The organism is Amycolatopsis sp. NPDC058340 (assembly GCF_042723975.1).
In the GTDB taxonomy this organism is placed as follows: domain Bacteria; phylum Actinomycetota; class Actinomycetes; order Mycobacteriales; family Pseudonocardiaceae; genus Amycolatopsis.
This window is the reverse complement of record NZ_JBHXIB010000003.1, coordinates 209,530-228,293: the sequence shown is the minus strand read 5'-3', so window position 1 is coordinate 228,293 and position 18,764 is coordinate 209,530. Positions and strand designations below refer to the sequence as shown.

Annotated in this window: 15 protein-coding genes; 7 read left to right on the top strand and 8 right to left on the bottom strand. The window is 68.4% G+C overall.

Annotation, left to right across the window (positions count from 1 at the left end):
• Positions 1–28: 28 nt before the first annotated feature.
• The 7 genes from ACFWIW_RS06150 to polA all read right to left on the bottom strand — a co-directional run bounded on the left by ACFWIW_RS06150 (position 29) and on the right by polA (position 10,803).
• The gene (locus ACFWIW_RS06150) at positions 29–352 is read right to left on the bottom strand and encodes a CU044_2847 family protein (RefSeq protein WP_378367415.1); all 324 of its coding nucleotides are present in this window, start codon (positions 350–352) and stop codon (positions 29–31) included.
• A gap of 9 nt (positions 353–361) precedes the next feature.
• Positions 362–1,651: an ABC transporter substrate-binding protein gene (locus ACFWIW_RS06145; protein ID WP_378367414.1), complete on the bottom strand. Its 1,290-nt coding sequence runs from the start codon at positions 1,649–1,651 to the stop codon at positions 362–364.
• Complete coding sequence (locus ACFWIW_RS06140) at positions 1,648–2,736, bottom strand: hypothetical protein (protein WP_378367413.1); 1,089 nt, start codon at positions 2,734–2,736, stop codon at positions 1,648–1,650. Before ACFWIW_RS06140 ends, ACFWIW_RS06145 begins: the two co-directional genes overlap by 4 nt.
• Positions 2,733–4,145 (bottom strand): VWA domain-containing protein, encoded by a 1,413-nt coding sequence (locus ACFWIW_RS06135; protein WP_378367412.1) that lies wholly within the window; start codon positions 4,143–4,145, stop codon positions 2,733–2,735. Before ACFWIW_RS06135 ends, ACFWIW_RS06140 begins: the two co-directional genes overlap by 4 nt.
• A gap of 10 nt (positions 4,146–4,155) precedes the next feature.
• A complete protein-coding gene (locus ACFWIW_RS06130; protein WP_378367411.1) occupies positions 4,156–6,396 on the bottom strand; it encodes a tetratricopeptide repeat protein in 2,241 nt (746 codons plus the stop codon).
• Positions 6,393–7,997, bottom strand: a complete 1,605-nt coding sequence (locus ACFWIW_RS06125; protein ID WP_378367410.1) for a serine protease — start codon at positions 7,995–7,997, stop codon at positions 6,393–6,395. The genes ACFWIW_RS06130 and ACFWIW_RS06125 overlap by 4 nt, the downstream gene beginning before the upstream one ends.
• 64 nt (positions 7,998–8,061) lie before the next feature.
• Positions 8,062–10,803 (bottom strand): DNA polymerase I, encoded by a 2,742-nt coding sequence (gene polA / locus ACFWIW_RS06120; protein WP_378367409.1) that lies wholly within the window; start codon positions 10,801–10,803, stop codon positions 8,062–8,064.
• A 220-nt stretch (positions 10,804–11,023) separates the two neighbouring features.
• Between polA and ACFWIW_RS06115 the strand changes: the two genes are divergently transcribed.
• Together ACFWIW_RS06115 and ACFWIW_RS06110 are read left to right on the top strand one after the other, a co-directional pair.
• A complete protein-coding gene (locus ACFWIW_RS06115; protein ID WP_038511292.1) occupies positions 11,024–11,452 on the top strand; it encodes a PaaI family thioesterase in 429 nt (142 codons plus the stop codon).
• 133 nt (positions 11,453–11,585) lie between these two features.
• Positions 11,586–12,554 (top strand): LysR family transcriptional regulator, encoded by a 969-nt coding sequence (locus ACFWIW_RS06110; RefSeq protein WP_378367408.1) that lies wholly within the window; start codon positions 11,586–11,588, stop codon positions 12,552–12,554.
• Here the strand turns inward: ACFWIW_RS06110 and ACFWIW_RS06105 are convergent.
• Entirely contained in the window at positions 12,520–13,332 is an 813-nt protein-coding gene (locus tag ACFWIW_RS06105) for an alpha/beta hydrolase family protein (protein WP_378367407.1), read from the bottom strand. The two genes, ACFWIW_RS06110 and ACFWIW_RS06105, sit on opposite strands and share 35 nt — an antisense overlap.
• A 437-nt stretch (positions 13,333–13,769) precedes the next feature.
• On the opposite strand from ACFWIW_RS06105, the gene ACFWIW_RS06100 reads away from it, so the two are divergent.
• The 5 genes from ACFWIW_RS06100 to ACFWIW_RS06080 all read left to right on the top strand — a co-directional run bounded on the left by ACFWIW_RS06100 (position 13,770) and on the right by ACFWIW_RS06080 (position 18,619).
• Positions 13,770–14,924 carry a branched-chain amino acid ABC transporter substrate-binding protein gene (locus ACFWIW_RS06100; protein WP_378367406.1) on the top strand — a complete coding sequence of 385 codons (1,155 nt, stop codon included), beginning with the start codon at positions 13,770–13,772 and terminating at the stop codon, positions 14,922–14,924.
• A gap of 114 nt (positions 14,925–15,038) precedes the next feature.
• Entirely contained in the window at positions 15,039–16,010 is a 972-nt protein-coding gene (locus tag ACFWIW_RS06095; protein WP_340688273.1) for a branched-chain amino acid ABC transporter permease, read from the top strand.
• Entirely contained in the window at positions 16,007–17,146 is a 1,140-nt protein-coding gene (locus tag ACFWIW_RS06090; protein WP_378367405.1) for a branched-chain amino acid ABC transporter permease, read from the top strand. Before ACFWIW_RS06095 ends, ACFWIW_RS06090 begins: the two co-directional genes overlap by 4 nt.
• Entirely contained in the window at positions 17,143–17,916 is a 774-nt protein-coding gene (locus ACFWIW_RS06085) for an ABC transporter ATP-binding protein (RefSeq protein WP_378367404.1), read from the top strand. Before ACFWIW_RS06090 ends, ACFWIW_RS06085 begins: the two co-directional genes overlap by 4 nt.
• Positions 17,906–18,619: an ABC transporter ATP-binding protein gene (locus tag ACFWIW_RS06080; protein WP_378367403.1), complete on the top strand. Its 714-nt coding sequence runs from the start codon at positions 17,906–17,908 to the stop codon at positions 18,617–18,619. Before ACFWIW_RS06085 ends, ACFWIW_RS06080 begins: the two co-directional genes overlap by 11 nt.
• Positions 18,620–18,764 lie beyond the last annotated feature (145 nt).

Sequence of the window (18,764 nt, the reverse complement as noted above, 5' to 3'; positions counted from 1 at the left end):
ACCGCGTCTCATGCGGGGAAAGCGTCCTTCAGCTCCCGGTCTCCCGGACCCACTTCAGCTTGACCTCGAAGTTCCCCTCCAGCCCCGTTTTCGCGATGACGGCGCCCGCCTGCGCGGTCAGCTTGACGCCGAACTTGAGCTCGACCTCGTCCGGTCCCCTGGTCATCGACCGGAAGGTGTCCAGCGCCGCCGCGGCCGCGTCCTTCACGTTCGCGAGCGCCGCTTCGAAGGACCCCTTGGTGTCCTCGATCAGGTCGTCACGCCGGGAGACCCGGGCGGTGCCGGGGGCCGGGTCGATCTCGACGACCACCGAACCGCCGCCTTCGAGCGGGAACCGTGCCAGGTCGTTCACCGATGCTCCTCACTGTCCACAGGGGATTTCCAGCCATTCGCCGGGTTGGATGCTCTTCCGGACGTCTTCGAGCTGCTTCAGCAGGATGTCCAGCCGGTCCCGGTTGCTCAGGTACTCCAGGACGGCGCGGTGGAACGCGCCGGTCATCGTCGCGGGCATCAGGTCGGAGGCGTCGAAGCACAGCGCGGACGCCGACGTGATCGTGTCCGCGACCCTCCGGCTCACCTGGTCCGGATAGACGTCGAGACCGAGCTTCCGGTTGGCGGAAAAGGCGTTCACGCGCGGGATCGACGGCCAGATCCGCTGTGCCTTCTCCGAAGCGAGGAACTCCATCAGCTTCCGCGCCTGCGGGGTGTCCTGGAACATCCCGGCGAGGTCGGCCGCGACCTCGGAGACGTCGCGCCCCGGGAAGGAGAGGAAATCGAAATCGGCACCCGGCTTGGGAAACGTCCCGTCGGGACGCTTGAAGTTCTGGTAGCGGCTCATGATGAACGACGCCTGGTGTTCCAGCGCGCAGCCGGGCGGATCGGTGAACATCGGCTTGCCCGCGTCGCCGAAATCGGTGAGCAGCGCGGCCGCGGTGCCGCCGCGGATCGCGGCGGGTTCGAGTACGGAACCCCAGTCCAGCCAGGCCTGTTTGACCTCGGGCGAGGTCCACGGCAGCCCGCCGGACGCCCACTGCCAGTACTTCTCCGGCCCCGCCGCGTGCAGCAGGATGTCTTCGATCCAGTCGGTTCCCGGCCAGCCCGAGGTGGGCGGGGCGCCCATCCCGACGCACCAGGGCGTGCCGCCCGCCGCCGTCAGCCCGGCGGAGTATTCGCGGAGCGCGGCGAACGTCGTGGGGCGGATCCCGGTCATCCGCGCCGGGTCGTACCAGATCAGGCTCTTGAGATCGGCCTTCACCGCGACCGCGTACAGCTTCTCGGTGCCGATCTGCTGCAGGGTGACCCACTGCGAACTGAAGGACCGCTTCACCGCGGCGGAGAGGTTTTCGTCGAGCGGCAGCAGGTCGCCGGACTTCCGGTACTTCGCCAGCACCCCGGCGTTGGGCAGGACGGCCACGTCCGGTGGCGTGCCACGCTGGACGTCCGAAGCGAGCACCTGGTCGACGGCCCGGGTGCCTTCGTACAGGTAGCCGATCCCGGTCTCGTCCGTGAACGCGTCCAGCACCTGGCGGAACGCCTTTTCCTCGCCGTCCGTCCAGGACGCGAGGACGACGACCGGTTCGTCCGCCGCCGTCGCCGAACAGCCGCCCGCGACCAGTGACAGTGCCGTCAGCACGGCGACCAGGCGCTTCATGGGCGATACCGGTATTCGTCGATCCGGGCGTGCAACCCGAGCAGGACGAGTCCGCCCGCGAGCAGGGTGCCCGCCGGGATCAGGAACTCCCGTCCGCCGGATTCGGCCGCGGCGGAGGCGTCGGCCGCCACCGCCTTCGCGCCCGCCGTCGCCACCCGGGTGTTGTCCGTCGCCACCGTCGTGGCCTGTCGTGTCCGGGCCAGGAACTCGTCGACCGTCACCCCGCACCCCTGCTCCTCGTCGCAGTACCCGGTCAGCAGCTCGGCGAGCCGCCGCTGGCCGGCGTCGTCGGCCGCCTGGATCTGCTGGGACCGCGCGGCGGCGACACCGTCGAGCCGCTCCCCGACCGAATCCAGCCTGCCGCGGCTGACCAGCGTGAACACCAGCGCGACCCCGATGGCGGCGATCAGCACGGTCGCCACGAGCAGCGGCACGTTCGCCACGCGCCGGAAACGCTTCCGCAGATACAGCTGGGTGAAGACCAGCAGCGCCAGCAGGGCCAGCACCGGCAGCAGCCACAGCGGGAGCATCGCGAGACTCATCCCGGTGGCCGACAGCTGCCGGTCCAGCGCCTCGCGTTGCCTGCCCTGCAACGCTTGCAGTTCCTCCAGGACACCGCCCGACGCGTGCAGCAGCCGTGAGGCGTGCCAGAGATCGACCGCGCCCAGCACCGCGGCGTCCGGCTGCCGGAAGTGCACGTCGGCCTGTCCGATGGAACCCGAGTAGGCCGCGACCTGGCTTTCGATCACCTGAAGCGCGTTACCGCCCGCCTCACCCGCCTGATTGAACTCCGCGACCCGCGCGAGGCTCTGGCTCGCCAGCGCCAGCTGGTTCGAGTACTCCTGCCCCGGTCCGGCGAGTTTCGCCTCACCAGAGGCGAAACTGGCGATCGCGGCGGCGTCGGCGGCCACCAGCGCGGCCCGCGCGGCGGTCACTTCGAGCACCGCCTGCGCGGTGCGGTCGCGGACGGTCTCCGCCGTGTTCTGGACGTTCTGGAACGCCCAGAGCGAGACCACCAGTACCGCGAGGGTGAGCGCCAGCAGGGCGGTGCGGAGCCGGACCAGCCGCACCCGGGTGGCCGTCACGAAACCGCCTCGCTGAACGGTCTGCCGCAGCCGACGCAGAAGTTCGCCCCGGCGGGTGAAAGCGCGGGGCATTCGGCGCAGGCGACCGGTGTTCCTTCGGGCATCGGCCGATCTTCCTGCGGAAGGGCGATTTCCGAAACCCTCGACGGGATGACGACGTGCAGCACGTGGCTGCGGGTCGCGTCCGGACGCAGCCGCACCACGCCCTTCTCCGCGTCGACGATCTCGACGACGCCCGAGAGGCGGCTGAGGGTCTCGTCGTCGCCCGCGGCGGTGGCCAGGACGACCGCGCGCCCCCAGTCCCGTTCGGCCCGGGCCAGGTCACCCGCCGCGTAGGCGTCGCCGCCGGAGGTCAGCGCCTCGCCGAGATCTGCCTGCGCGGCGTATTTCGAGACCATCGGGTGAATCAGCGTCGGCGGGATCGGATCGCGCGTCCACTGCCCCGCGATGGCCAGCGCGTCCTCCTCGACCGCGGCTCCCGGCACCGGGACGAGTTCCGTCCACGCCAGCTGACGGTCCTGGCCGTGGCTGGGTTCGAGGTCCGGATCGAGGTCCAGGATCAGCTGGTAGTCCCGCGTCTCGTCGTTCGCGAACGAACCGAGCGACAGCTCCTGCTCGCGGACGGCGACCTCCCGGCACCGGTCGGTGAGGTCGTATTCGTCGGGGAACACCTGCTTGATCGACCGCAGCCTGCTGAACGGCATGGTGCCGACCCGCAGCCGGACCTCGGGCAGCACCTTCGTCATCGCGCTCTCGACCAGTTGCCGGAAATCCTCGGCGAGCTTGTCGTCCTCGACGACGGAATCGACGTTGCCGCGCAGGACCCGGCCGATCAGGGTGAGTTCGGCGGGCTCCCAGCCGTCGCCGATCCCCCTGGCGTCGCAGACGAACCGGCCCTCGCAGCTGTTCAGCACGGTCATCAGGTCGGTCCTGGTCTGGGAATCGTTGCGGCCGTCGGTGAGCAGGATGGCGTGGCGGACGGCGTCGGGCACGCCGTCGAAGAGGTCGCGTGCCTTGGCGAGCCAGGCGCCCATCGCGGTGCCGCCGACGGCCGCGAGATGTTCGACGGCGGCGCGTGCCTCCGCCCTGGTCCGGTCCGAAGCCGTCACCAGGCCGTCCTCGGCCGGGTAGATCATCTTCGCGCGATCGGTGCCCTGGATGACGGCGAACCGCACGCCGTCGGGGAGGACGTCGATGGCCGCCGCGGCCGCGCGCCGGGCCTCGCCGATCTTGGTGCTGGGGAAGCGCATCGAGCTGGAGCAGTCGATCATCAGGACCTCGGCGGCCGACCTCGCGACGGACGCCTCACCGCCGCGGGAGACGACGCGGACGATGGCGGTCATCGCCCGGTCCCCCTCGGCCAGGAACTTGTTCTGGTGCACTTCGAGGCCCAGACCCGGTTCCTTCATGGTTCCCCTTTCACACCAGAGTCACCGGCCGCACGGAGTTGGCCAGGTCGATCAGCACGTCGTGCGCTTCCGGCGCGGGCGCGTGGTGGGCGAGCCGCCGGTACGACCTGTCCAGCACGGTGCGGGCGCCCGTCTCGTCCGCGCGCAGGATCTCCCCGTCGGTGATCCCGTCCTGCCCGAGCAGCACCCCCGCCAGCCCGGTCTCGCGCACCGCCGTCACGAGCCTGTCGAAGGCGTCGCCGTCGAGGTCCAACGCGGTCAGCCGGACCACGGCGTCGTCGAGTTCCGCGGACGACGGCAGGTCACCCGTCTCCGGCATCGGCGCGGACAGCACGCGCACGCCGGCGATCCGCGCCGCCTCGTCGTAGCGCGAGAATTCCGGGACCTGGTCGAGGATCTCGACGGCGGCGGCCCGGTTGCCCCGCGACAAACGGACCCGCGCGAGACCGAACGCCGCGCTCACCTGCGACCGGTCCCGCACCCACAAGGCGTCGTAGTACCGCTCGGCGGCGGCCGCGCCGTTGAGGTGCTCCTCGCAGAGCCCCAGCGCGAGTTTCGGCGGCTCCTCACCGGGGATGTCGCGGTACACGGCGGTGAACTTCTCCTTGGCCGCGGCGAAATCCCCCGCACCGAGCGCGAGCAGGCCCCGATGCCACGCCACCCGCCAGTCGTGGGCGGCGCGCTCGCCGAGCAGCCGTTCGGCCTCCGCCACCGCCCGCGTGCCTTCGATGACGGCCCCGAGTTCCAGCTGCGCCCGGCACCGGCGGAATCCGACCTCCGGCGAACCGGGCACCTTGTCGAGTTTCCTCAGCAACCGCGCCGCGTCGGGCGCGCGAACGGCACGGAGGAAGTCCGCCCGCGGGTCGTCCGGATCCTCACGCGGTACCGGCAGCCCGAGGGCGATCTCCGTGGCGGACGGCCGCGCGCCGAGCGAGACCGGCGTCCCCCGCGTCCAGTGCTCCAGCGGCGGAGCCTGCCCGAGTCCCGCGTCGAGCAGCACCGCCCCTTCGGTGAACAGCGTCGACGCGCCGGGCCTGGACTGCTTGTCCCGCAAGGAAAGGATCTCGCCGAGCACGCCGTCGAGCTGGACCAGCATTTCGCGTGCGGTCGCGAACCGCTGTTCGAACGGCGCGGTCGCCCGGTCGAGCACGCGGAGGAACGATTCGATGCCGAACCGGACGCCGCGCGCGTCGGTGGTGACCGACCAGCCGTCGCTGGCCTGGAAGAGTTCCCGCAACGTCACGCCGACGGTGTGGATGTCGGACCGGACGGTGAGGCCGTGGGTCGCCCGTTCCCTCGGCGTCACCTGATAGTGCTCGGTGCCGACGATCGGGCTTTCGTCGTCGTCGATCTTGCGGATGGCGCCGAAATCGATGAGCTTGATCCGCTTCTCGCCGTGGATCACGTTGTCCGGCTTCATGTCGCAGTACAGCAGGCCCTCGCCGTGCAGGTAGTCGAGCGCGGTCAGGATCTCGCGCCCGTACGCCACGACGTGCTCCACCAGCAGCCGTCCCTCACTGGAGTCCAGCCCGGCCCGGCCGCGATTCTTGACCTCCCGCAGCGAAAGACCGTCGACGAATTCCATCACGATGTAGCGGAAGTCGTCGTGCTCCACCACGTCGAGGATCCGGACGATATTCGGATGATCCAGCGCGGTGAGCACCTGGCTCTCGGTCTCCGCGATCCGGACGGCGGCGGTGTTGTTCGTGTTGATCAGGCCCTTGAGCGCGACGTACCGGTCGCCGAGCCCGGAATCCGTTGCCAGATAGACGAAGCCGAGCCCGCCGCGCGCGACACAGCCGACCACGTGGTAGCGGCCGTCGACCACGTCACCCGCCGTGAGCTTGGGAGAGAAGGAGAACGGCGTCCGGCAGACCGGGCAGAATCCCTCGGTGGGCGCGGGCCCGCCGCCGATCGAACGGCCGACCGGGGCGGTGCAGCCGTGCTTGCCGCAGAACCGTTCCTCCTCCGGGACATGCGGCTCGGTGAGCAGGCGGCCCGCGACGTCCGGGAGTTCGACGACGGGCAGCGGGACCCGGTCGTCCGCGCCGGCGTGGCCCGCGATCCGCTGGGCGCGGGTGACCACGGTGCTGGTGATCCTGGTCGGCGCCTCACCGGGGCCGGGGATCACCAGCGTCGGTTTTTCCCGCGGCGCGGGCTCTTCCGGAGTGCCGGGCGGCAATCCGCAGATCTTGCAGAAGCCGGTCTTGCCGAGCACACCCGGGCACCCGTCCCGTCCGCAGGCCGTCATCCGTCGATCCGTTTCCGTACGGTGTCCGCGTACCGCTCGACGGCGGCCGCGGCGGCCGCCAGGTCGCACGGTCCTTCGAAGAGCATCCGCCAGGCGGGGGCGTAGGCGGCATCCAGTTCGACGTCTTCGACGAGCCCGCCGTTACGGGCCATCTCCCCGTACGCGTCGAGCCGCGCGCGCAGTTCCGCGCGCCGGGCGAGGTTCTCGTCGAGGCGGCGGCGCAGCTCGCGAGCGCGATCGACGGTTTTGGCCACGGCACGCTCGCAGACCGGAAGCTGCCGTTTCACCCAATCCGTGTCACCGTCCCGATCCGCCGAATGCAGTTGCGTCAACGCGCCGCGCAGCCGACGCTCCTTCGGATGAACGTGCGGGGTGTCGGAGAAGCGGGGCGCGTCGCTCGCATTGTCCTTCTCCAGCTTGGCGAGTTCACCCAACCGGGTTTCGAGGACGGCGAGACGGCCCTCGGTGTCGTCCTCGTCCGCGGGCAGGACGTCCGTGCTCGACCGGACCACGCTCACCCCGGGCGAAGTCGCCTCGCGGAACGCCAGCGCGAGCCGCAGCCCCAGTTCGTGCGCGCGCTGGGCGAGCGGCACGAGCACCTCACCGACGAGTTCGTCGGGTTCGGCGGCTTCGTCGATCCCGTAGACGACGACGGTGCGGCCGGAACCGTGACGGCCGGCGGGCGAATCCGCGGCGACGTCGAGCCGGTCGGAGATGCGGCGGCGGACCTCGTCGGCGGTCTTGCCGATCGCGTCGACGGCGAGCACGACACTGCCCACCGGCGGCACCGTCGGCCCGGTCACGGTCCGGCCGGCGCCGCTTTCGCGGTCGGCGAGGACGACGGCGCGCCGCAACGAGGCGGCGACGGCGGAATCGTCCTGTCCCATGATGATCACCCGGACGTCGGCGCGGCCGTCCCCGCCGAGCCATCGGGCGAATTCGGCCGCGAACCGCGGATCGAGCGCGGGCGGCTCCGGGTAGTGCCCGAAACTCGGGTCGATCGCGGGGCTGCCTTCGGCCCAGCGGCGCAGTTCCGGCAGGTAGCCGAGCATGGTCTCGACCGGGATCATCCACGAGACACGGGCGGCCTCGGTCGCGTAGCGGGTCGCGACCATGCCGACGACGTGGCCGGTCTTCTCGGCGATCACCGCGGAACCGCTGAAGCCGTGGGTGATCGGCTCGGCGCCGGGATCGCGGTGCAACTGGACGCGTTCGAGGCCGTGCCCGCCGTCGCCGACGACGGTCGCCAGCGACCACATACCGTCCGACCCGGCCGGGAAGCCGTACGCGCGGACGCGTTGATGGTCTTCGAGCGCGGTCCGGTGAAGCGGGGCGCCGGAGATCTGTTCCTCCGGGTCACGCAACCGGAGCAGCGCGATGTCCCCGCCGTCGTCGCCGATGGGCGCGGCGTGCGCGACGATCGTGGCGATTCCGGGCTCCACACCGGGAAGCGCCACGAAATCCACCGCGACACCGTCTTGGCCTTCGACCACGTGAGCGCAGGTGAGGAGATGCCCGGCGTCGAGCATGGTCCCGGCACCCAGGACCCGCCCACGATGATCGCGCAGCCGCACCCGCCAGCGTCCGCGCTCGGAAGTCACGCGGAAGACCCTACCGATCGTGAGTGGTAATGACGGTTCTAACCGTCATTACCACTCACGAGGCCTAATGCGCGGCGTCGTTCCAGGACCGCCCGTATCCGACGGAGACCTCGAGCGGGACCGCCAGCTCGTAGGCCGAACCCATTCCCTGGCGCACCAACGTTTCCAGCCGCTCGCGTTCGCCATCGGCGACCTCGAGGACGAGCTCGTCGTGGACCTGCAGCAGCACGCGGCTCTTCAATTTCGCCTCGGTCAGCGCCTTGTGCACGTTGAGCATGGCGACCTTGATGATGTCGGCCGCGCTGCCCTGGATGGGCGCGTTGAGCGCCATGCGCTCGGCCATCTCACGCCGCTGCCGGTTGTCGCTGTTGAGGTCCGGCAGATAACGGCGGCGGCCGAAGATCGTCTCGGTGTAGCCGACCTTCGCCGCGTCGCCGACGACCGAATGGAGGTAATCGCGCACGCCGCCGAACCGGGAGAAGTACGCCTCCATCTGTTCCTTGGCCTCTTCGGTGGAAATCCGCAGCTGCTGCGAAAGGCCGTACGCCGAAAGCCCGTACGCCAGGCCGTACGACATCGCCTTGACCCGGAACCGCAGCTCCGGCGTGATCTCCTCCGGCGGCAGCGAGAACGCGCGCGACGCCACGAAAGTGTGCAGGTCCTCGCCGCTGTTGAAGGCCTGGATCAGCCCCTCGTCCTGCGAGAGGTGCGCCATGATCCGCATTTCGATCTGGCTGTAGTCCGCCGTCATCAGCTCGGCGTACCTGTCGCCGACGACGAACGCGTCGCGGATGCGGCGGCCTTCTTCGGTGCGGATCGGGATGTTCTGGAGGTTCGGGTCGACCGAGGAGAGCCGTCCGGTGGCGGCGATCGTCTGCAGCAGCGTGGTGTGGATGCGGCCGTCGTCGGCGACCGACTTGATCAGGCCCTCGACCGTGGTGCGCAGACGGGTCGCGTCCCGGTGCTCCAGCAGATGCTGCAGGAACGGGTGCTCGGTCTTCTCGAACAGGCTCTGCAGTGCCTCGGCGTCGGTGGTGTAGCCGGTTTTGGTGCGCTTGGTCTTCGGCATGCCGAGCTCGTCGAACAGGATGACCTGCAGCTGCTTCGGCGAACCGAGGTTGACCTGCTTGCCGATGACCGCGTACGCCTCCTCCGCGGCCTGCGTCACCCGGCTGAGGTAATGCGCTTCGAGGTCGGTCAGATGCTCGATGTCGACCGCGATACCCGCCGCTTCGAGCCCGGTGATCACCTGCAGCAACGGCAGTTCGAGCTCGGCGAGCAGCTGCGCGCCGCCCAGCTCTTCGAGCTCCTTGGTCAGCGCGCCCGCGAGCTCGGCGACCGCGCGGGCCTTGACCAGCTCGGCCTGGATCTCCTTCTGCTCCATGTCCTCGGCGCCGCCGTCGAGCAGTGAAAGCTGCCCGTCCCCGGTGTCGGCCTCGGACCGCAGCTCGCGGTGCAGGTACCGCAGGACGAGGTCGTCGAGCTCGAAGGTGCGCTGGCCGGGGCGGACCAGGTACGCCGCGAGCGCGGTGTCCATGACGAGCCCGGCGAACGTCCAGCCGCGTGCCCGGACGGCGTGCAGGGGGACCTTGAGCTCGTGGCCGATCTTCTGGATCTTCTCGTCGGCGAGCCAGGCCGTGAGTGCCTTGTCGTCTTCGGCGTCCATCGTGGTGACGTCGACGTACGCACCTTCGCCGTCCGCGGCGGCGAAGGTGATGGCCTTCAGGTCGGAGCGGACCGAGGCGCCGGTGGTGCGGAACGCGAGGCCGACCGGCTTGTCCGTGCCGGTGTGCGCGGACAGCCATTCCGTGAGCGCGCCCGGCGCGAGCTTCGAACCGCTGACCTCGAAACCCTCCTCTGCCTCGGGCTCGGCGCTCTGCAGGGTGGCGAAGAGCCGGTCCCGCAGGACGCGGAACTCGAGCTCGTCGAACAGCGCGTGCACGGCCTCGCGGTCCCACGGGCGCAGCTCGAGCATGGTCGGGCCGAGGTCCAGCTCGACGTCGCGGATCAGCTCGGTGAGCTGGCGGTTCAGCATGACCGCGCCGAGGTGCGCGCGCAGCGCGTCGCCGACCTTGCCCTTGACCTCGTCGACCCGGTCGATCAGCTCGTTGAAGGAGCCGAACTGCCTGATCCACTTCGCGGCCGTCTTCTCGCCGACCCCCGGGATGCTGGGCAGGTTGTCCGAGGGGTCGCCACGCAGCGCGGCGAAGTCCGGGTACTGCGCCGGAGTGAGGCCGTACTTCTCCTCGACCGCCTCGGGGGTGAACCTGGTCATCTCCGACACGCCGCGCTTCGGGTACAGCACGGTGACCTGGTCGGTCACCAGCTGGAGCGCGTCACGGTCGCCCGTACAGATGAGGACGTCGAAACCTTCGGCGGTCGCCTGTGTCGTGAGCGTGGCGATGATGTCGTCGGCTTCGTAGTTCTCCTTCGTCAGCGCCGGGATGCCGAGGACCTTGAGCACGTCCTCGACCAGCCCGACCTGGCCCTTGAACTCGTCCGGGGTGCTGCTGCGGTTGGCCTTGTACTCCGCGAACGTCTCCGACCGGAACGTCTTGCGGGAGAGGTCGAACGCCACCGCCAGATGGGTCGGCGCCTCGTCGCGCAGCAGGTTGATGAGCATCGAGGTGAACCCGAAGACCGCGTTCGTCGTCTGCCCGGTCTTCGTCTTGAAATTCTCCGCGGGCAGCGCGAAGAAGGCGCGATACGCCATCGAATGGCCGTCGATCAGCAGCAGTTTGGGCCGCTCGGCCGGTGCGGTGGCGGGTGTGGCGTTGGCAACGGTCTTGTTCTCACTCGGGCTCACGGGAGCGAGTCTAGGGTGAGGGTCTGACAGTCCTGCCTGTCGTGTCTGTTGCGGCCTGTCGGCGGGGCCGCTCAGCCCCCTGGCGCAGGAACCCGCCTGGCCGGAGGCCCCGCGATCGGGGCGGCAGGGCACCCTTGGGCAGGACGTGAGAAAAACTCGATAACGTGCGCCCTGGCGACGCGATCGTGGTCGCGGGTTCACGAATGTTAAGGAGCTCTGCGTGACCGAACAAGCCCTCGAATCCTTCGCCGGGATCGACCCGGCCTTCGCCGGACAGCAGCTCAACGACAAGCTCGGGCTCGAGATCAGCGAATTCGGTCCCGAACGCGTCGTGGGCAGCATCCCGGTAGAGGGCAACCTCCAGCCTTACGGCCTCCTCCACGGCGGCGCGAACGCCGTCGTCGCGGAAGCCCTCGGCTCGATGGTCTGCGCGCTCAACGCCGGCACCGACAAGGCGACGATGGGGCTCGAACTCTCGTGCACCCACCACCGGGCGGTCCGGTCCGGGCGGGTGACCGGTGTCGCGACGCCGGTGCACGTCGGACGCGGGACCGTGACCGCGGAGATCGTGCTGACCGACGACCAGGGGCGCCGGTCGTGCACTGCGCGGCTGACCTGCGTGGTGCGGGAGCGGCCGCCGGGCGCCTGAGCGGCACCGGAACCGGAAGTCCGTGAAGGCCTCCTTCACTACCTTGAGGGTAGGCAAGGGGGCCTTCACGGTACGAAGGTCGAGTTTCCTCGGCTGAGCCGAGGGAAGGGGCCCTTCACGTACCTTCAGGGACGTGGATCTCGACACTGCCCAGGTGCGCGCGTTCGTCGCGACCGCCGACCACGGCCATTTCGGTCGCGCGGCAGAATCCCTGTTCCTCACGCAGCAAGCGCTGTCGAAGCGGATCCGGAAGCTCGAAGACGCGCTATCGGTCCAACTGTTCCGCCGCACCAACCGGTCCGTCGAGCTGACGGCCGACGGCGACCGGTTCCTCCCGCACGCGCGCGAGCTGATCCGCGCGGCCGACGCCGCCGTCGCCGCGATGGGCCTCCAGGACCGCCCGCCGCGGCTCGACGTCATCGATCCGCGCCTCTCCCCCATGTACATGCTGCGGCGCATCGCGGAGCGGGATCCGGCGCTGGCGGTCGAGCGAGTCGCCGGGCGCGGGCTGGCCAACGCCCTCGACCCGCTGGTCCGCGGCGAGATCGACCTCGCGTTCGGCCGGGTCGCGGACCTCGGCCGCGAAGTGCCCGCCGAGCTCGACCACCGGCTCGTGCGGCTCGAACCGCTGGTAGCCCTTCTCGCGCCGGAACACCCGCTCGCGCACAACGATGTCCTGAAATTGTCCGATCTCCGGAACGAGGGCATCTGGATTCCGCAATTGGGCGGCCCGGTCGAATGGCTTTCTTATTTGCAACGCCTATGCAAAGAATTCGACGTCCCGATCGACGACTCCGGGGTCAGCTACGACCTCCGGCACACACTGGAACAGACGCGCTACGGAAAGCAGCGGGTCACTCTCGCCGGTGCCGACATGGACCTCGCGTCCGACCTCAATCTGCGAGTTCTTCCGTTCGAGCCGTCGCCGTTGTTCCCGTGGTCGGTCGTATGGCGCCGCGGCGAAGGCCCGGCCCTGCGGCGCCTGCTGGCGCTCGCGGGCCGGACCAGCCACGAAGAAGGTTGGTGCGCCTACGATCCCGGCCGGGCCTGGCTGCCGGACGACGACCTCAAGCAGTTAGGTGCCGGGCGAACCAGCGCGTGAGCTCGGCGTCGACGAGCTTCGCGTGTTCGGTCTGCGGAGCCGGTTCGAGGCCGGGGGCCTCGGCGAATTCGTGCGCCATCCCCGGGATGGTGACGAGTTCGGATCGCCGCTCCCCCAGCGCCTTGTGCAGGGCTTCGGCCGGTTCCGTGATCGAGACGTCGTCCTCCTCGCCGATGACGAGCAGGATCGGCGCGGTCAGTTCGTCCGCCCGCCGCACGTAGTCGTACTCGTTCGCGACCGCGCGGGAGCGGTCCGACCAGGGGTAGGTGACGTCGTAGACCCGCTCGTTCGCCGCGATCACCGGCGCCAGCTGGGTCACCGGGTTCACCAGCGCGGCGGCCGCCACGTCGATCTCGGCGTGGGTCAGCATCTGCAGCGCGACCCCGCCGCCCTGCGAACCGCCGACCAGCCCGACCGGACCGTCCTCAATGGACAAGCGGGAGCGCAGTTCCGCCACCGCCGCCGGGAACTCCGCTTCGACCTGCTTGGTGAGCGGTTCGACCACGTTGAGCACGTTGTCCTCGCTCGCGAGCCGGAAGAAGCCCTCGAAACCGCCCTCGGGGAACCGTTTCCCGGTCAGCGGCAATCCGAGGTGCACCCGCCACGCGCGCAGTCCCCGCATCGGCAGCGCCGCCGCCATCGCCGCCTCGCTGAACGGCGCGCCCAGCAGATGCCAGGTCAGCACCAGCGGGGCCGGACGTTCGCCGTCCTGCGGCGGCAACGCCACGAATGGGACTCCTGCCGCCACACCTTCGATCGCTTCGGTACTCATCGTCATGGGAACAGCCAATCGCGAGGTCAGGGCCGGGATCCAACAGCCGTTCGGACCGCGACGACAACCATCGGTTGTCATGGCGCCAGGGAAGAGGGGGCACCGTTGACGCCCTTTGGGGCAGCTTTGCTACGACGAACGGCCGCCCACGAAGGAGCTGAAAAAACGCAAGATACGCGGCCGAAACATGATCATTACCCACGAGCATGATCGACGTGGTAGCGGTGAATCCCCAGCGTGACCAGCGAAGACTCGTCAACCGGCAACATTCGCCTTTTCGTGCAATTCGTTCTGGTTTCGACCGTCACGATGTGGACACAGAGTGATGGGCGTCTGGGCAGATCATGGCGTAGGGGGATATCTTCCTGCCCTAACCTAGCCCCTGTGTCGGGGGCAACGCCTACCGGCGGCTGGTTGGTCATGGGAGGTAGTCGGTGTCAGGAGTGCGTTTTGGACGGGTTTTCGCCGTCGCGGCGGCTGCGTCGCTGGCGCTGGCGGGCTGTGCAGGCGGCAGCAGCTCGTCCGGCAGCGGTGACAGCAGCACGCTGAAGATCGGGTTCATGGGTGACCTCACCGGTGAGAACTCCGGGATCGTGATCCCGCCCCGCAACGGCGCCAAGCTCGCTATCGACGAGTACAACAAGACGAACCCGGCGACGAAGCTGGAGCTCAAGGAATACGACAGCCAGGGCAAGCCCGAGCAGGCGACGTCGCTGATCGCGACCGCCGTCGGCCAGGACAAGATCACCGCCCTGATCGGCCCGGCCTTCTCCGGTGAGTCGAAGGCCATCGGTGGTCAGCTGGAACAGAACAAGATCCCGAGTGTCTCGCCGTCGGCCACCAACGCGGGCCTGGCGTCGAACGGATGGAAGTACTGGCACCGTGTCGTCGCGAGCGACGCCAGCCAGGGTCCGGCCATCGCCAACTTCCTCATCACGGCGAAGTCGCCCAAGAAGGCCTACGTCATCTCGGACGACCAGGAATACAGCGTCGGCCTCGCCGACAACTTCGAGAAGACCCTGAAGGAGAAGAACGTCCCGACCGAACGCGACAAGTTCGCCAAGGACGCGTCGGACTACTCCTCGACCGTGCAGAAGGTCAAGGCCGCGAACCCGGACATCATCCTCTTCGGTGGCTACTACGCCCAGGGTGGCCGTCTGCTCAAGCAGCTGCGTGACGGCGGCGTGACCGCCACCTTCGCCACCGGTGACGGTTCGCTCGACGCCCAGCTGATCAGCGGTGCTGGTGCCGCGGCCGCCGAGAAGGCCGTCGTCGGCTGCCCCTGCAACATCCCGGACGCCGGCTCCACCGACGAGTTCAGCACCAAGTACAAGGCCGCGTTCAACGTCGACCCGGCGATCTACTCGAGCGAGGGCTACGACGCCGCGACCGCCATCATCAACGCGGTCAAGGCCGGCGCCACCACCTCGGAGAAGATCAACGAGGCCCTCAAGACGATCGACTTCAAGGGTGCCTCGAAGCAGATCAAGTTCAAGGAGAACGGCGAACCGTCGACGGACGCGATCAACATCTACCAGGTCACCGGTGGTGTCCTGAAGAACCTCGGCGTTTCGACCGAAGCCAAGCTCAACGGCTGACGGAGCAGATAGGAACACCTAACGGAAGCGGGGGCGCTGTGCGTACACAGCACCCCCGCTTCCCGCAAATGTGGCGAAAGAAATCCTCGCCCCGTCCCGTAAGGCATCCACGTCATGCTTCAAGATCTGCAAGCCCAGTTCCTCGGTAGCACCATCGGCGGACTGGTCGCCGGAAGCATCTACGCCCTCATCGCCCTCGGCTACACAATGGTCTACGGCGTGCTCCGGCTCATCAACTTCGCACATTCCGAGATCTTCATGATCGGGACGGTCACGTCCCTGTTCGTCCTGATCACCATCGCGGGCGGCACCGCCCCGATCACGCTCGGCGTGTTCGGGATGATCGCGGTACTGCTGCTGATCATCATCGCCTCGGCCGCCGTGTCCGGCGGTGCGGCGGTCCTGCTGGAGCAAGTGGCCTACCGGCCGCTCCGCAAGAAGGGCGCGACCCGGCTCGCCGCCCTGATCTCCGCCATCGGCGCCTCGCTGTTCCTCCAGGAGCTGTTCGGCCTCGAGATCATCGAATGGATCACCGACAAATCCGGCCGTGTGCAACAGAACGCGCCGCGGTTCATCCCGCACGAGGAGCTTTTCCACATCGGCAACGGTGTCGTGCGCACGGACCACGTCTTCGTCGTCGTCGGCGCCGTGATCATGATGATCGGGCTCGACCAGCTGGTCAGCCGCACCCGCATCGGTCGCGGTATCCGTGCCACGGCACAGGATCCCGAGGCCGCCGTGCTGATGGGTGTCAGCATCGACAAGATCGTCCGCCTCACCTTCCTGCTCGGTGGCGCGATGGCCGGTGTCGCCGCGGCGCTGTACGTGATGGAGTACGAGAACACCGATTACCGCATCGGCTTCCTCCTCGGTATCAAGGCGTTCACCGCGGCCGTGCTGGGAGGTATCGGCAACCTGCGCGGCGCTCTACTCGGTGGCATCGTGCTCGGTTTGGTGGAGAACTGGAGTTCCATCTTCTTCGGTTCGGCTTGGAAGGACGTCACCGCCTTCGTGGTACTGGTGCTGGTCCTGATGTTCCGACCCACCGGCATCCTCGGTGAATCGCTGCAGCGGGCACGCGCATGAAGGGCAACGAAGAAGTGGCTGAAAAGTCCCCACAGAACGGCAAGGCCGGACGCGACGGCTTTCACCCCGTGGACGGTATGCGGGATTGGTGGGCACGCGCCCCGCATTGGCAGCGTTATGGCGTGTACCTCGCCCTGATCATCGGCGCGCTGATCCTTCCCGCTCCCGCGATCGGTTCGTTCATGTCACCGGAATCGGACTGGACCACGGTCCTGATCTTCCCGGTCGGGGTGTACATCCTGCTGGCGATCGGCCTGAACATCGTCGTCGGTCACGCGGGTATGCTCGACCTCGGGTTCGTCGCGTTCTTCGCGATCGGCGCCTACACGCTCGCCGTGATGGGCACCCAGCACGGCTGGGGATTCTGGGGCACGCTCGTGCTCGGCGTCTTCCTGGCGGCGATGTCGGGGGTGATCCTCGGCGCTCCGACGCTGCGGCTGCGCGGTGACTATCTGGCCATCGTGACGCTCGGCTTCGGTGAGATCGTCCGGATCACCGCGACGAACACCGACGCCATCGGCGGTGCCCGCGGTATCACCAACATCCCGCACCCGGAACCCATGTTCGGGACCGAGTTCCTGCTCGACCCGGCGCCGTACTACTACCTGATCGTCGCGGCGATCGTGGTCGCGATCGTCTTCTCGGTGCGGCTGCACAAGAGCCGCGTCGGCCGGGCGTGGGCGGCCATCCGCGAGGACGAGGACGCCGCCGAGCTGATGGGTGTCCCGACGTTCAAGTTCAAGCTGCTGGCGTTCGCCATCGGCGCCATGCTCGGCGGGATGGCCGGTGTGGTCTACGCCAGCAAGGCCGTCTTCATCGAGCCGAACAACTTCCCGTTCATCCTGTCCGCGACCATCCTCGCGGCCGTGGTGCTCGGTGGTGCGGGCAACCTGCCGGGCGTCATCCTCGGCGCCTTCCTCGTCGCCTGGCTTCCGGAGCGGTTCCGGTTCCTGTCCGAATACCGCATCCTGATCTTCGGTGGTGTGCTGGTGCTGATGATGGCGCTGCGGCCGGAGGGTCTGCTGCCGTCGCGGCAGCGCAAGGCGGAACTACGAGAAGGAACGGGCGGGATGGGTGCCATGGGCGCCGAAGTCGCGGGTCCGGATTCCGAGGCTTCGGCGGAGGTGACGAAGTGAGCGCGCTGCTCGAATTCGACAAGGTGACGATGCGCTTCGGCGGTGTCACGGCCTTGAAGGAAGTCAACCTCACCATCGACCAGGGTGAGATCTTCGCTCTCATCGGTCCGAACGGTGCCGGCAAGACCACGGTCTTCAACGTGATCACCGGCGTCTACCGGCCGACCGAAGGCCAGGTGCGCTTCGGCGACACCCGGATCGACGGGATGAAGCGGTTCAAGATCAACCAGAACGGGATCGCCAGGACGTTCCAGAACATCCGGCTGTTCCACAACATGTCGGCGCTCGAGAACGTGATGGTCGGTGCGGACTCGCACCACAAGACCGGCGCGATCTCGGCGACGCTGGGCCTGCCCATCCACCGCAAGGAGGAGAAGCGGGGCCGCGAGCTGGCGAGGGAACTGCTGGACTTCGTCGGCATCGGCCGGGTCGAGCACAACACCGCGAAGAACCTCTCCTACGGCGACCAGCGCCGTCTGGAGATCGCGCGTGCGCTCGCGACCGACCCGAAGCTGCTGCTGCTCGACGAGCCCGCCGCCGGGATGAACCCGGCGGAGAAGAACTCGCTGCAGCAACTGATCCGCAAGATCCGTGACGACGGCCGGACCGTCCTGCTCATCGAGCACGACATGGGCCTGGTCATGCAGATCGCCGACCGGCTGGCCGTGCTCGACTTCGGCCAGAAGATCGCAGAAGGGCTCCCCCACGAGGTGCAGAACAACCAAAAGGTGATCGAGGCTTACCTGGGGGTGGCGGAAGATGCTTCTTGAGGTTCAGGACATCAACGTCCACTACGGGAAGATCGCCGCGCTCAAGGGAATGAGCATCGAGGTCGGCGAGGGCGAGATCGTTTCGCTCATCGGGGCCAACGGCGCCGGCAAGACCACGACGCTGAAGACGATCTCGGGCCTGCGTCCGCTGACCAGCGGCCGGATCCTCTTCGACGGCAAGGACATCTCGAAGACACCGGGCCACAAGCGGGTCGAACTCGGGATCGGCCAGTCACCGGAAGGCCGGGGCGTGTTCCCCGGGATGACGGTGCAGGAGAACCTCCTGATGGGTGCCTACACCCGCAAGGACGATCTGAAGGCCGACCTCGACGAGGTCTACGAGCTGTTCCCGCGGCTGAACGAACGCAAGACCCAGTTCGGCGGCACGATGTCCGGTGGCGAGCAGCAGATGATCGCCATCGGCCGCGCGCTGATGACCAAGCCCAAGGTGCTGCTGCTCGACGAGCCGTCCATGGGCCTGGCGCCGATGCTGATCGCGCAGATCTTCGACATCATCCGTGAGATCAACAAACGCGGGACCACGGTCCTGCTGGTGGAGCAGAACGCGCAGCAGGCGCTGAAGCTCTCCGACCGCGCGTACGTGCTGGAGACCGGCACGGTGGTCAAGAGCGCCCGCGGTGCCGAGCTGCTGGACGACCCGCAGGTGCGGGCCGCCTACCTCGGTGGCGATCTGGGCGTCTGACGCCTTTCGAGAAGGGCCCCGTCGCTTTCCGCGGCGGGGCCCTTTTTGTTGCGGATAAGTCGAATATGGCGGGTTTGGGAATACAAAATAGGCAACGATTTGGTTTTGGGAATGGGGTTTTGAAAACCCCCCCGGCGATTAACGC

What these genes read in the sequence shown, in the direction of transcription:
- ACFWIW_RS06145 (WP_378367414.1), bottom strand. Translation starts at nt 1,651, where the DNA reads ATGAAGCGCCTGGTCGCCGTGCTGACGGCACTGTCACTGGTCGCGGGC.
- ACFWIW_RS06135 (WP_378367412.1), bottom strand. Translation starts at nt 4,145, where the DNA reads ATGAAGGAACCGGGTCTGGGCCTCGAAGTGCACCAGAACAAGTTCCTG.
- ACFWIW_RS06130 (WP_378367411.1), bottom strand. Translation starts at nt 6,396, where the DNA reads ATGACGGCCTGCGGACGGGACGGGTGCCCGGGTGTGCTCGGCAAGACC.
- ACFWIW_RS06105 (WP_378367407.1), bottom strand. Translation starts at nt 13,332, where the DNA reads ATGACGATGAGTACCGAAGCGATCGAAGGTGTGGCGGCAGGAGTCCCA.
- ACFWIW_RS06095 (WP_340688273.1), top strand. Translation starts at nt 15,039, where the DNA reads ATGCTTCAAGATCTGCAAGCCCAGTTCCTCGGTAGCACCATCGGCGGA.
- ACFWIW_RS06090 (WP_378367405.1), top strand. Translation starts at nt 16,007, where the DNA reads ATGAAGGGCAACGAAGAAGTGGCTGAAAAGTCCCCACAGAACGGCAAG.
- ACFWIW_RS06080 (WP_378367403.1), top strand. Translation starts at nt 17,906, where the DNA reads ATGCTTCTTGAGGTTCAGGACATCAACGTCCACTACGGGAAGATCGCC.